Origin of the sequence: uncultured Thalassolituus sp., assembly GCF_950066645.1 — a bacterium.
In the GTDB taxonomy this organism is placed as follows: domain Bacteria; phylum Pseudomonadota; class Gammaproteobacteria; order Pseudomonadales; family Oceanobacteraceae; genus Thalassolituus.
In genome coordinates, this window is the sequence record NZ_CATMFB010000003.1 from 51,005 (window position 1) to 64,634 (window position 13,630).

Annotated in this window: 13 protein-coding genes and 1 tRNA gene; 5 read left to right on the forward strand and 9 right to left on the reverse strand. The window is 53.6% G+C overall.

The annotated features are described in order from the left end of the window. Window positions 1-1,329, forward strand: coding sequence for a phosphate regulon sensor histidine kinase PhoR (gene phoR / locus Q1L85_RS03745; RefSeq protein WP_300427678.1), 1,329 nt, complete (start codon window positions 1-3; stop codon window positions 1,327-1,329). Here phoR (Q1L85_RS03745) and Q1L85_RS03750 read toward each other — a convergent pair. Both Q1L85_RS03750 and cysZ read right to left on the reverse strand, forming a co-directional pair. Continuing rightward, window positions 1,281-2,168 carry a response regulator gene (locus Q1L85_RS03750; RefSeq protein ID WP_300427680.1) on the reverse strand — a complete coding sequence of 296 codons (888 nt, stop codon included), beginning with the start codon at window positions 2,166-2,168 and terminating at the stop codon, window positions 1,281-1,283. The genes phoR (Q1L85_RS03745) and Q1L85_RS03750 overlap by 49 nt on opposite strands. Beyond that, window positions 2,143-2,946, reverse strand: coding sequence for a sulfate transporter CysZ (cysZ, locus tag Q1L85_RS03755; protein WP_300427682.1), 804 nt, complete (start codon window positions 2,944-2,946; stop codon window positions 2,143-2,145). The genes Q1L85_RS03750 and cysZ overlap by 26 nt, the downstream gene beginning before the upstream one ends. Before the next feature lie 65 nt (window positions 2,947-3,011). On the opposite strand from cysZ, the gene trmH reads away from it, so the two are divergent. Both trmH and Q1L85_RS03765 read left to right on the forward strand, forming a co-directional pair. Continuing rightward, window positions 3,012-3,701 (forward strand): tRNA (guanosine(18)-2'-O)-methyltransferase TrmH, encoded by a 690-nt coding sequence (gene trmH / locus Q1L85_RS03760; protein WP_300427683.1) that lies wholly within the window; start codon window positions 3,012-3,014, stop codon window positions 3,699-3,701. Between the two features lie 611 nt (window positions 3,702-4,312). After that, window positions 4,313-4,792 (forward strand): hypothetical protein, encoded by a 480-nt coding sequence (locus Q1L85_RS03765; RefSeq protein WP_300427684.1) that lies wholly within the window; start codon window positions 4,313-4,315, stop codon window positions 4,790-4,792. Window positions 4,793-4,835: 43 nt separating this feature from the next. Here Q1L85_RS03765 and Q1L85_RS03770 read toward each other — a convergent pair. Next, window positions 4,836-4,911: transfer RNA gene (locus Q1L85_RS03770), tRNA-Thr, on the reverse strand. 142 nt (window positions 4,912-5,053) lie between these two features. On the opposite strand from Q1L85_RS03770, the gene phoB reads away from it, so the two are divergent. Together phoB and phoR (Q1L85_RS03780) are read left to right on the forward strand one after the other, a co-directional pair. Next, entirely contained in the window at window positions 5,054-5,758 is a 705-nt protein-coding gene (phoB, locus tag Q1L85_RS03775; protein WP_300427686.1) for a phosphate regulon transcriptional regulator PhoB, read from the forward strand. A gap of 3 nt (window positions 5,759-5,761) precedes the next feature. Continuing rightward, the gene (phoR, locus tag Q1L85_RS03780) at window positions 5,762-7,027 is read left to right on the forward strand and encodes a phosphate regulon sensor histidine kinase PhoR (RefSeq protein WP_300427687.1); all 1,266 of its coding nucleotides are present in this window, start codon (window positions 5,762-5,764) and stop codon (window positions 7,025-7,027) included. Between the two features lie 44 nt (window positions 7,028-7,071). On the opposite strand, the gene Q1L85_RS03785 is transcribed toward phoR (Q1L85_RS03780), so the two are convergent. From Q1L85_RS03785 to Q1L85_RS03810, 6 genes are all read right to left on the reverse strand, one after another. Further along, window positions 7,072-7,992, reverse strand: a complete 921-nt coding sequence (locus Q1L85_RS03785) for a porin (RefSeq protein WP_300427688.1) — start codon at window positions 7,990-7,992, stop codon at window positions 7,072-7,074. 297 nt (window positions 7,993-8,289) lie between these two features. After that, window positions 8,290-9,000, reverse strand: a complete 711-nt coding sequence (phoU, locus tag Q1L85_RS03790) for a phosphate signaling complex protein PhoU (protein ID WP_300427690.1) — start codon at window positions 8,998-9,000, stop codon at window positions 8,290-8,292. A gap of 10 nt (window positions 9,001-9,010) precedes the next feature. Continuing rightward, window positions 9,011-9,814, reverse strand: coding sequence for a phosphate ABC transporter ATP-binding protein PstB (pstB, locus tag Q1L85_RS03795; protein WP_300427691.1), 804 nt, complete (start codon window positions 9,812-9,814; stop codon window positions 9,011-9,013). Between the two features lie 34 nt (window positions 9,815-9,848). Then, window positions 9,849-11,129 carry a phosphate ABC transporter permease PstA gene (gene pstA, locus Q1L85_RS03800; RefSeq protein ID WP_300427692.1) on the reverse strand — a complete coding sequence of 427 codons (1,281 nt, stop codon included), beginning with the start codon at window positions 11,127-11,129 and terminating at the stop codon, window positions 9,849-9,851. Continuing rightward, window positions 11,122-12,495, reverse strand: a complete 1,374-nt coding sequence (gene pstC, locus Q1L85_RS03805) for a phosphate ABC transporter permease subunit PstC (protein WP_300427693.1) — start codon at window positions 12,493-12,495, stop codon at window positions 11,122-11,124. Before pstC ends, pstA begins: the two co-directional genes overlap by 8 nt. A gap of 85 nt (window positions 12,496-12,580) precedes the next feature. Then, on the reverse strand, window positions 12,581-13,627 hold the full coding sequence (locus Q1L85_RS03810) for a PstS family phosphate ABC transporter substrate-binding protein (protein ID WP_300432309.1): 1,047 nt from the start codon (window positions 13,625-13,627) through the stop codon (window positions 12,581-12,583). Window positions 13,628-13,630: the final 3 nt, after the last annotated feature.

Genomic DNA, 13,630 nt, shown 5'->3' on the forward strand with positions numbered 1-13,630 from the left:
ATGATCCGTCCCTGGCAACGGGAACGCACACTGTTCCTGCTGCTTCTGGCGGCGGGTGTCAGCGGCCTGTGGTGGAGCCCGTGGCCGTTCCTGCCTATGGCAGTCATTGCACTGGGACTACTCACCCGCCAGCTCTGGCTGGCTCGCAGACTACACCGCGACCTCTGCCGCGAAGATCCTGAAGGACACGACTCCCGCTACAATCTCTGGGACAGTATCAACCGCCTGGTTCTGCGTCAGCGTCGTCGACGTCAGAGTTATCAGCGCCGCTTGATGGCCATCACAGACCGGATTCAGGATTCCACCTCCGTTCTTCAGGATGCCGTGATCATGGTCGACAGGCATGGCAGCCTTGAATGGTGGAACCTGGCCGCAGAAAAGTTTCTCGGGCTGCGCTCACCTGTGGACGTCAATCAGCCGATCACCAACCTGATCCGTGCCCCTGAGTTTGCGCGCTATTTTGAGGCCTGTGATTACGAAACCCCGTTTACCATGTCGTCACCAGTACGGCACGACCTGCATCTGGAATTTAATATCACCCTGTTCGGACGCAATGACCGTCTTCTGGTCATCCACGACATCAGCCGGCTGCACCGGCTGGAGCAGATGCGGAAAGACTTTATTGCCAATGTCAGTCACGAACTCCGTACACCGCTGACCGTGATCAGAGGCTACCTTGAAACCTTCGATCAGCTCTGCGGCGAACTGCCCGAGCGGAATCTGAGGATTCTGCGTCAGATGGAAGAACAGGCAGCGCGTATGGATGCGCTGGTGCGCGACCTTCTGGCACTGTCACGGCTGGAAACACGAACTGCCGACAAAGCATCGACGGTCGATGTAGTGACTCTGCTTGAACAGATCACCGAAGAGGCCCTGGCCCTGTCCGAGGGACGACACCAGATCCGGCTCAGTATTGAATGCGACCACGACCTAACAGGATTCGAAACAGAGCTACGCAGCGCCTTCACTAATCTGATCGTAAACGCGGTGAAATACTCACCCGATGGTGGCCGGATTGACATCCGCTGGTATGAAGACGATCAGGGGATACACATGAGTGTCAGCGATCAGGGAATCGGCATCGATGAGCATCATATCCCGCGTCTGACAGAACGCTTTTATCGCGCGGACCCCAGCCGCAGCAAAGCAACCGGCGGCACCGGTCTCGGGCTGGCCATCGTGAAACACGTACTGCTGCGCCACAATGGTCAGCTGGACATTACCAGCACCCCCGGCCAGGGCAGCTGCTTTATCGCGAGCTTCTCACCCGATCCTGCCTCTCAGCGGACTTTCGCAATAAAGCGCGAAAGCACATCCAGCTTGTCCTGATCATCATCCACATAGCGGATCAGAATCTGGATTGTTTCCGCATCGGGATGTGGTTCCTGAGCCTGCATCATGCGCACATAGCCGTTGATACGGGCGACATCGCCTGAGTCCTGATCAACAATATCCAGAACAACCGGCTCAAGTAACGCAGGCAGTGCCCCTTCGCGACGGAATACGCCGATGAGTTCCTGAAGATTAATATCCTTGAGCACTACTTTCGCCGTGCCACCTGAACCGAAGCGGATACTGGCGACGCCTTTTGCTTTCGGCTTTGCTTTGCCGCGGGCTGGTTCTGGGGTACTTTTTTCTGGTGTCTCGTTGCCTGCAGCCTGGCCCGCGACGAGTACAGAAGCTCCCCCCAGATCGGCCTGAGGAGGTGACGCCGGCCGGGCGGTCAGTACATCAGCAGACTGATTGGCATGTGCAGACGGCCCGGGAGCGCCCTGACCGGGCTTTACACCGTGATGCTTCGCCACCACTTTCGCCATTTTCGCCACGAAGTTCTCACGGGTGAAGGGCTTACCAATATAATCAGACACCCCCGCCTCGACGGCCTTCATCACGTGATCCCGATCGCCCCGGCTGGTGATCATCATAAACGGGGTTTTCTTATAGCGCTCATCTGCACGCATCCACTGCAGAACCTCAATGCCCGAGACTTCCGGCATCTCCCAGTCACAGAGCACAAGGTTGATTTCGCGCTGATTGAGCAGAGTGATCGCCTTGCGGCCATCAATCGCTTCGTGAAGTTCGCAGCCGGGATAGGTATCCCGGACCGCTTTTTTTACCAGGTCGCGTACGAAAGCCGCATCATCAACGACCAGAATCCTGAGTTTCATCGTGGGAAAGCCTGTGAATCGTCTCTTCTGATTCAGCATAGACAAGTTTCCCCTCTTCACCCTCAAAAGGCATACGTTCAATACGCATGAGTGTGGCACCGATCACAGCCGCGGGCATCACAAACAGATTAACCACCGGGATCGTCAGTAACAGAGCCACCAGAAGGCCAAACCCCATCACAGTGAACAGGTCTGCACTCATCGCAGAGCGGACGTCAGCAAACGGGCGGGTGTGGTTATCAAACGAATAATCCGCGTACTGCACTGCCATCATCCAGCCACCAAACCAGATCCACAACGGGGCCGCCGCCAGTTGCAACAACGGGATAAACCCGAGAATAAAAATGCCCAGATAGCGGGGCAGGTAGTAGGCGACCTTCACCATTTCACGGCCCAGCGTCCTGACAGCCATACTGGCAAGTGACTCATCCGGCAGAGTGCCGCCCTGCATCGTCTCGACCTTCTCCGCCAGAAGCCCGTTTAATGGACCCGCAATAATCATCAGTACCGCACTGAAGAAATACACCAGTGCCAGAACCAGTGCGACCACCGCCAGCGGCATCAGAATCCAGTAAAGAAAACTGAGCCACGAAGGCAGCAGATCTGACAGTGCCCCCATCCATTCGTCGATCTGACGAACACCCAATACCGTCGCTGAGCCCATGATCAGAATATTCAACAGCAATGGCAGGGCAACATACTTCCTCAGCCCCGGTGTTCTGAGGTTCTGAAACCCCCGCCAGACATATTGCATTCCGATGAGTGGATTACCGCGCATGATTCCTCCGCATATTTTTTATACAATCCCGCCCCCTTGATATTCACCCAGGAGGTGTCTGCCGCATGACGCCAGAGCGTTACGACCGAATCCGGGAAACACTGGATAAACGACAGCCAGATCTTACCGTGATCACGGACGAGGTGTACAAGCCTCATAATCTTTCCGCCATCGCGCGTACCTGCGATGCCGTAGGCATCCCCAAAATTCACTGCATCTGGCCGAAAGATAAGTACCGCCTCCGCACGGCTTCTACCGCTGGCTCCGCAGAATGGATCGAAGTTCAGACGCACAGTGAAATCACCGGAGGCATCCGTGAGCTTCAGTCCCAGGGGATGAAAGTGGTGGCAGCACACCTCACTGACCGGGCGATTGATTATCGCAGTTATGACTTCACTCAGCCCACTGCCCTGCTAATGGGCACAGAGAAAGAAGGCGTCAGCGACGAAGCTTCTGAGTTAGCGGATGAACATCTGATCATCCCGATGTACGGCATGGTGCAGTCGTTCAATGTATCGGTTGCTGCAGCCATTATCCTCAACGAAGCCTGCTATCAGCGGGAGAAAGCCGGAATGTACCAGTCTGCGCGACTCCCTGCCGAGTGGTACGAGCGTCTGCTGTTTGAGTGGTGCCAGCCGCAGATCAGCAAGTTATGCCGTCAACACAACCTTGCCTATCCGGCACTGCGGGAAGACGGCGAGCTTGTCGATCCTCAGGGGTTTTCACGCCTCTATAATGAAATTACCGCCGGTTAAAGGGGCTACTGTTCCATTCGTGTAACGCCCTGTTTACCTTCCGTTTCCAAGCTGTGAGTAATTAACCCACTCCTTTGTGAGATATATCTCACAAAGGAGTGCGATATATGAGTAATTGAAGTACGGGTTATTATCCAAGCGGGCTACAGAAAACCCCTATCTCATTGATTTTAAATAAGATTTTTTGCGACCCATGAGATCGGATGCGCCAGTTTTTCTCACCGGGTTCTGTGAGAGCAGGCCAGTTTTGCTATCTTTACTAGCGCAAGGAGCACAGACACCGACGGAGTCGGTGACAGGATGTAGGATCGGCTGGAAGCCGGGCTGGATGCCAAAGGAAGATCACGGATAGTCAGGACAAGTCGGCCAGGAGGCCACACGGAAGACCAGAGAGGATCTCGCTCACGGATGAAGTTTGCCAGGAAGGCATAGGGTGCTGTGGCGGTCAGGACAGGATGTCCTGACCGCCCGATTTATTTTGGGGCCCTGCAAATCACTCCTCATTCCCCCAGACAGTTACAATCAGGTTGCAATAGGTAACCAGACTCCTGTGGTTCTTTGTAACCAGCGTGCCATTCTATTGTTCAGAGAAAGGTACAGAGAGTTCCATCATGAATCCGCCAGTCCAACACCGCCTCGGCCAGCTGTTACTGAACAACGAGTCCATCACTCCGTCGCAACTGCAGGCGGCGCTGCGCTACCAGCAGGAGCATCACTGTCGCCTGGGTGAAGCACTGGTGGCTCTGGGAGCCATCGATGAATCCATACTCAAGCGGGTACTGCGTCGTCAGAAATGGCTGCGCCCATGCGCAGCATGCTTCGCTCTGATGTCACCTTTCAGTTTCACCTACGCCTACGACCCCGAACAGACACCCAACGAAGAACAGTATCAGGCTTATTCCAGTCAGTGGGACCTCTACAACGACTGGCAAAGCCACAACGGTGAATCCCCTCAGGCGACACGTCTGATCAGCACAGCACTGGATGTTTATATGGGCGCGCCAGAAAAAGGCGAGTGGCGATATGCAGTCAGTCGTCTGCAGACCCATGACAATGAAGGATATCAGGTGGAGGTCAGGCTGTTTTTCTGACCCGGAAAAAGAAAAAGCCCGCATAAATGCGGGCTTTTTTGTATGGTGCCGGCACCAAGAGTCGAACTCGGGACCTACTGATTACAAGTCAGTTGCTCTACCGACTGAGCTATACCGGCTAAGTGGGCACAGATAGTACTGATGCCCCTCGGTGTCGTCAACTACTTTTTCGAATATTCTCCTATAAATCAGGGGGATACCCGCTTTCATAAAAATGTCACAATACCGCCTTCACGAAGCCATTAAACTGAGGACCCTGCGATGAGCGGTGGATTCATTCTGGTCGCAGACGATGAGCCAGCCATCAGTGAGCTGATCTGTACCAGCCTGGAAATGTCCGGATTTCAGACCCGACGTGCTGCCAACGGCCAGATTGCCTTACAGATGACGATCAACGATCGTCCCGATCTCGTCATTCTGGACTGGATGATGCCCATGCTGTCAGGACTCGAAGTGACCACTCGTCTGAAAAGAGACGAGCGGACGTCGGATATCCCAGTGATTCTGCTGACGGCGAAAGCGGAAGAAGATGACAAAATCCGGGGCCTGGATGCCGGTGCAGACGACTATGTCGTCAAGCCGTTCTCCCCCCGTGAGCTGACCGCCCGCGTAAAGGCGGTGCTCCGCCGCAGTGGCGGCAGCGATACAGAGAAGCCACTTGAGGCCTCAGGATTGCAGTTTGACCCAACAAATCTGGTCTGCCGCATTAATGATCAGCCAGTGACTATGGGCCCGACAGAGTTCCGCTTACTTGAGTTCTTCCTCCGTCATCCAAATCGCGTGTATTCCCGCAGTCAGTTGCTGGACAGAGTCTGGGGCGGGAACGTGTACATCGACGACCGGACGGTAGACGTGCATATCCGTCGCCTTCGTAAAGCCATTTCCGTCGATGACCACGAACGTATGATACAAACCGTGCGCGGAGCCGGTTATCGTTTTTCACCCGACTTTAAATCAGAGGTGTAGTCGTTGCGTCAGGGTGCTTTTCAGCGGGAAGTTTTCCGCATCATTGTTATCTGTGCACTGGGGTTAGCCGCCGGTCTGTCGGTCGGAGAGCCCCTCTTTGGCTTACTGGGAGGGCTTATCGTCTCTCAGATCATCAGTGTCCGTATTGCCACGACACTGTATCGCTGGGCACACCGCCAGGGTGAAGCTCCCCAGGACAACGGCCTGGTCGGTTACAGTGCTGACCGCCTGGTGCTGCGCGAAAAGAATCTTAAAAATCGCCTGTTGAAACAGGCGACTCAACTGCAACGCTACAGCCAGGGGATCGAATCGCTGCAGGACGGCGTCATCATCCTTGATCAGAACGGTCATATCACCACCTTTAACGGAGCCGCCGTCAGAATGCTCAGGCTGCGTAAAGACGATGCCGGCCAGCACATTAAGAACCTGATCCGCGCGCCGCAGTTTGTGCGCTATTTCGATAAAGCCGATTATTCAGAACCACTGCAGTTTGATATCCGGATGCTCAGCCTGCAGTTGCAGATCACGGAGTTCGGACTTGAACAGAAGGTCATGCTGATCCGGGATGTCACTGAGAAGAAGCGCGTCGAAACCATGCGGCAGAACTTTATTGCCGACGTCTCTCACGAACTCCGTACGCCACTCACCGTGATTAACGGCTACCTGGAAATGTTCACGGGAATGGATACACCGGCTCCGATGGCTCGCGCACTCGAACAGATGGAAAGCCAGAGCCGTCGGATGACAGGGATTGTTAACGATCTGATTGAGCTTTCTAAACTCGAAAGCGCGAGTTCAGAACGCAGTGGCGAATGGTTCAGCATAAATACCCTCTGCCATGAAATTGTCGACCAGCTGCAGAGCTATCGCGAAGACAGCCATCTGCGTATCAACGGAAAAGTAAAAGCAGAAATTGAAGGTTTCCCGCAGGAAATGCGCTCGGTTCTGACCAACCTGATTACCAATGCGCTTAAATACGGTGACGATGGCGATGTCATGATTTCGCTGGAGCACTCACTCAAGGGGCTGAAAATATCGGTCAGAGACCATGGCCCGGGCATCCCACCAGAGCATATCAACCGTCTGACTGAACGCTTTTATCGCGTCGACGAAAGTCGCGAATCCGAAATCGGAGGCTCAGGTCTGGGCTTGTCGATTGTAAAACACGCCCTTGAGCATCATGACGCCACACTACAGATTGATTCTACCGAAGGCGAAGGCAGTACTTTCTCATTCGTGATTCCGTCTTTCCGCGTTCGCCAGGTATAAAAAAAGCGCCCATCGGGCGCTTTTCTCTTCAGCCTGATCTGTGATCAGAACTTGTACTCAACACCAGCGCCGTATACCTGAACGCCTGAATCGTCTGCATCGTTTTCACCCATCGTGGCGAATACAAACGTCTTGGCGTTCTTAGCCAGCTTGTAATCAGCGCCGAGTGACATCTGCTCACTACCTTCTGCCTTGATATCAGAAGAGGCCAGCTGAGCCTTCAGTGCAACCTTGCTGGTTGCTTTCAGTGCTGCAGACACCATGAATCCGTCGGCAGACTCACCGTTATCATCCTGAGTTTCCCACAGTGCGCCCAGAGTCAGATCCGCGAGAGACACCTGACCAACAACGCGGGTCACAGAAACGCCTTCGCCTTCTACTTCGCTGTCGTGTGCAACGGCAGCATAGATAGCATCACGGCTATAGACAGCAGACAGAGAAAGACCGTTGTGAGCGCCTTCTTCTTCAGCGTTGATGTGATCAACCGTCAACACCAGGCCTGACAGGCTTGGGGTGCTGTAGCGAACAGCGTTTGCTTCGCGGTTTTCGCTGTTTGTTACGATATTTTTGATGTCGCCTGGCAGATCATTGAACTGATCCACTTTGCCCTGTGCCGCTTTCAGTGCGGTATCGAAGAAGCCAGCCTGTACTTTACCGAAGCTGCCCTTAGCACCCAGGAAAGTGTTACGCATAGAGAAAGCGTCATCAGAATCGCCATCAACGTCGATCTGGTACTCAGCCTGGTAGAACGCAGTCAGTTCGTCGTTCAGTGCGAAATCGCCTTTCAGACCCAGACGGGAAGCGTTGGACTGCAGACGGCTGTAGCTGCCATCGTTTTCCTGCTGAACGAATTCCTGAGTCACGTTCATTTTGCCGTAGAAAGTAGGCAGTTTAACTTCAACGGTCTGAGCGTTAGCGAATGCGGTTGCTGAAGTCAGTGCGATTGCGAGAGCAGTCTTTTTCATTGTTATCATCCATCTGAGGTGATTATTCGTGGTGGTCCACCCACCCGGTTAAGTTCTTGCCTGTTGTTTATTACAGGATGGCGACGATTATGTTGCCGTAATATTTCAGAAATATGACAGCGCGTCACATTTATGAAATATAAGTGTCACATGAGTGCGCACACGAACTTTGTCGCCGATAAGCCTAGTCGGGAAATGTGACCTGTACGAAATAATCAGCACAGAAAGTGAGGAAAACGGGGAAAGACAGCGTCAGAAAGCGCCGCTGATTGCTATCAGGGCGCTTCCTGTCGGGGATTACTTCTGAGTAGTTTCTTCGATCTCAGTCAGTGAGCTATGACGGACGTCAGTACCGCTCACCAGATAAATTACCTGCTCAGAAATATTACGTGCGTGGTCACCAATACGTTCGATCGCACGCAGAATCCAGAGGATGCTGATCGCCTGGCCGATAGAGCGCGGGTCTTCCATCATATAGGTGATCAGTTCACGCAAGGCCGACGCGTATTGCTTATCGACCGATTTATCGGTGCGAACAACCTCAACCGCACCATCCACATCGTGACGGGCGAAAGCATCCAGGGCGCCCGAGATCATTTTTACAACCTCTTCACCCATGTAACGGATCGCCTGCTGGCAATATTGCGGCGCTTTGCTGTCAGTCACTTCCAGCGTGTGAATCGCAATTTTGCTCGCTTCGTCACCGATACGCTCAAGGTCACGCACGACGCGGGAAACGGCCAGAACCATACGCAGGTCAGATGCTGCTGGCTGGCGACGCACCAGAATCTGAGTACATTCGTTGTCGATGGTGACTTCTGCTTTGTCCACATCATCTTCGCGACGGATAACTTCATCGGCAAGACGTGTATCGCCGTTGCAGATCGCCTCGATAGCATTAGCTACCTGACGCTCGACCAGTCCACCCATGCTCATCATATGATTGCGGATGCCCTCGAGGTCAGCGTTAAACTGACCTGAGATATGCTGGTTAAAATTCATTTCCATGGTTGCCTCCTTATCCGAAGCGGCCGGTGATGTAGGCTTCAGTCAGCTGGTGTTGTGGCGTAGTAAACACTTTATCTGTGCTATTCACTTCGATCAGCTGGCCAAGGTGGAAATACGCTGTGCGTTGTGACACACGAGCGGCCTGCTGCATGGAGTGAGTAACGATCGCGATGGTGTAATTATCACGCAGTTCGTCGATCAGCTCTTCAATTTTAGCAGTTGCAATCGGATCCAATGCAGAACATGGTTCATCCATCAGGATCACTTCCGGATCGACCGCAATCGTACGGGCAATACAGAGACGTTGCTGCTGACCACCTGACAGACCCGTACCCGGAGAATGCAGACGATCTTTTACTTCGCTCCACAGGCCGGCGCGCTGCAGACTCTTTTCTACAATTTCATCAAGATCTACGCGGGATGACGCCAGGCCATGAATACGTGGACCGTAAGCGATGTTGTCATAAATAGACTTAGGAAATGGATTCGGCTTCTGGAATACCATGCCCACGGTCGCACGCAGAGGCACAACATCGACTTTTGAATCGTAAATGTTATCGCCGTCCAGCAGGATCTGGCCCGTCACGCTACAGATATCAATCGTGTCGTTCATGCGGTTAAGACAGCGCAGAAACGTCGACTTACCACAGCCTGAAGGACCAATCAGAGCAATAACTTCATTTTTACCAATATCCAGACTGACGTCGTGGATTGCTTTTTTCTCACCATAATACACGCAGACATCACGCGCACTGAGTTTTGCGCTGTCACAGAGCGGGTTGCCGACCGTTTTATGATTCTCAATGATTGCCATAGTTCTATCCAATAAATCAGTTCGTTACGGCCACTTACCAACGACGCTCAAGACGGCGACGCAGCATAACGGCGGCGGTGTTCATAATAATCAGGAAGCCAAGCAGTACCATAATGGCGCCAGATGTACGTTCCGTGAATGCACGCTCAGGGCTGTCGGACCAGAGGAAAATCTGAACAGGCAGCACAGTTGAGGGGTCATTAATAAAGCCAGGTACGTCAACAACAAACGCGATCATACCGATCATCAGCAGTGGGGCTGTTTCCCCCAGTGCCTGAGCCATCCCGATAATCGTACCTGTCAGCATCCCTGGCAGTGCAAGAGGAAGGACGTGATGGAAAACCGTCTGCATTTTAGACGCACCCAGACCCAGCGCCGCTTCGCGGATGGAAGGCGGCACCGCCTTAATAGCAGCCCGGCCGGAAATAATAATGGTCGGCAGGGTCATCAGTGTCAGCACCAGACCACCGACCAGCGGCGTTGAGCGGGCAACACCAAACATATTGATGAAGATCGCCAGGCCCAGCAGACCGAAAGTAATCGAAGGGACTGCCGCCAGGTTATTAATATTAATTTCTACAATTTCGGTCAGGCGATTCTTCGGAGCAAACTCTTCAAGATAAATCGCGGCCGCGACCCCAATCGGAAACGACAGCAGGAAGGTCACCAGCAGCGTCAGGAAGGTGCCGGTGATCGCACCACGGATACCGGCAAGCTCAGGCTCGCGCGAGTCACCATTCATAAAGAAGGTCGTGTTGAAACGGGTATGCAGATCACCCGACTCCGCCCAGCTGTTCAGCCATTCAAGCTGCTTTTCACTCAGGCGGATACTGCCGCTGTCATTGCCATATTCATGCTTGAACCACTGGTCAACATCGTCGTCCATAATCAGGTTCACCTGCAGAGTCTGGCCAACCAGAGATGGGTTCTCAATGACCATCTCCTGCAACTGCCAGGCCGCCCCCACCGAGATCAGTTTATACAGATCACGGCGCTCTTTGCGCCCCTTAGGCTCGTAAGCGGCTTTAAAGTGGTCCTTGATCAGGCCTTCGTAATCCGCGTTACGTAATTCCTGCTCAGTTGACGCACTGGTGACGCCCAGCTCAGCAGCATCAATCGTCAGTTCTGTAGTGAGTACCGTCTGGGTAAATGCCGACGTACCTTTGCCAAAAATATTGCCAAACAGTACCACCAGACAAAGCACCCCGAACAATACCGAAGCCATACCGTAAACGCGGAAACGGGTTTCCGCCGAACGGCGGCGCTTCATGCTCGCTTCGACTTTCTGGCGCGTAGTCATCGTTGAATCAGTCATATTGCTCCCGGTACTTCTGTACGATCTTAAGGGCGACGAAGTTCAGCGCCAGCGTCACAACAAACAGAACCAGACCCAGCGCGAATGCCGCCAGTGTCTTCGGTGAATCGAATTCCTGGTCACCCACCAGCAGGGTCACGATCTGTACGGTGACGGTGGTGACGCTATCAAGAGGGTTCGCCGTCAGGTTCGCGGCCAGACCGGCTGCCATCGCCACAATCATGGTTTCGCCGATGGCACGGGAGACGGCCAGCATAACCGCACCGACAATCCCGGGCAGAGCCGCCGGAATAACCACCTGGCGTACGGTTTCGCTGCGGGTAGCACCGAGCCCATAGCTGCCGTCGCGCAGAGACTGCGGCACGGCATTAATCACGTCATCAGACAGTGAAGAAACGAAAGGAATGATCATGATGCCCATAACCAGACCGGCAGCCAGAGCACTTTCAGAAGACACATCCAGCCCCATGCTCTCACCAACGCCACGGATAAATGGTGCTACGGTCAGAGCAGCAAAGAAGCCATAAACAACGGTCGGGATACCCGCCAGAATCTCCAGCGCGGGCTTCGCCAGGCTGCGTACCTGCGGCGAAGCATACTCAGAAAGATAAATCGCAGCCATCAGCCCCACAGGCACAGCGATAAACATGGCGATCGCAGAAATCAGCAGCGTACCGGCAAACAGCGGAACGGCACCAAAACTGCCGGATGAGCCCGACTGATCCGCACGCAGAGCCACCTGTGGCGACCAGCTGGTACCAAACAGAAACTCAAAGACAGACACTTTCTGGAAAAACAGAATGGCTTCAAACAGAACACTGGCGAGAATCCCCAGCGTGGTCAGAACCGCAATGGCCGAGCTGGTGAACAGCAGGCCGCGGACAATCTTCTCAACTTCTGTCCGGGCGCGCATTTCCGCTTCGATACGACGCCAGGTAAGAGCCACACCCAGCAGGATCAGCGCCAGAATGACACCGCCCTTCAGCAGCGAGATGCGGGACTCCAGTGCGGTCAGATGAGCAGCCGCAGCACTCAACTCGCCCTGAGCCATCAGAGCTCCGTCCCGGGCCAGGTTATGCACCTTCGACACTGCGAGGTTAATTTCAGCACTACCGGCTTCGCGGATCGCGTCCGGTAACTGAGCGACAATCAGCGCATCAATGACCCGGGGCTCAATCAGGGCCCAGAGCAGTAGCGTCAGCAGCGGCGGCAACGTGGTCCAGAGTGCCATCAGTGTGCCGTAGTGAGTGGGCAGGGAATGCATCCGTGATCCCTGACTGGCTAACGTACGCGCTCTGTTGCGCCCGAGGATGTATGCACCCCCAAGAGCTATAAGAATCGCGATCAACAGTGTGCTGTAGTTCATGTCGTCGTCAGTTTCTGTAGTTTGAAAACAGGCAAAGGCCGGGGTATTCACCCCGGCCTTTTAAGAGAACCCAAACAGGCTCTTTTTATTTCTTGGCTGCGATTGTCTTCAGATTTGTGACAGTATCAACCACTTTCTCATATTCAGCTTCAGTCATCGGGATCATACCCTTGTCTGCGAGGTAGCCATCTTCGCCCATCGCTTTCTCTGAAGTGAACTCAGCCAGGTACTCTTTGATCCCAGGAATCACGCCGATGTGAGCCTTCTTCACGTAGAAGAACAGTGAGCGGCTTACTGGGTAAGAACCATCAGAAATCGCATCAAATGTTGGCTCTTCACCTTCAACAACCGAACCGTGAACTTTATCTTCGTTCTGCTCCAGGAAGCTGTAACCGAAGATACCCAGGGCATCAGGGTTAGCCACCAGCTTCTGAACGATCAGGTTGTCGTTTTCGCCCGCTTCAACGTAAGCGCCATCTTCACGGATGCCGTGGCACAGAGCTTTATACTTGCTCTTGTCAGTGTTTTTCATTTCAGCGATGAACGGGAATTTCTTACAACCGCCTTCCATTGCCAGTTCAACGAACGCGTCACGGGTACCAGACGTTGGTGGTGGACCCAGAACTTCAATTTTCTTCGCTGGCAGTGTTGGGTTTACGTCTTTCCAGGTTTTGTATGGGTTCTCGATCAGAGTGGCAGAACCGTCTTTCGCAGGAACCATCTTAGCCAGCGCCAGGAAGATATCTTTACGGGTCAGTTCATACTTAGGCGCTTCGTTAGAGCCAGCCATAACGATACCGTCATAACCCACCATCACTTCAACGATGTCAGTCACGCCGTTTTTAGCGCACAGTTCGATTTCAGAAGACTTGATAGCGCGTGACGCGTTGGTGATATCAGGAGTGGCTTCACCAACACCCTGACAGAACAGCTTCATACCACCGCCGGAACCAGTCGATTCCACTTTAGGAGTCGGGAAGTTAGTCGACTTACCGAAACGCTCTGCAACAACGGTAGAGAACGGGTAAACAGTGGAAGAACCCACAATGCTGATGTAGTCGCGTTCAGCGTGAGCGTTCATACCAGTCAGTGATGCCAGTACAGCGGCACCAGTCAGAAGAGCTTTTTTCATGGT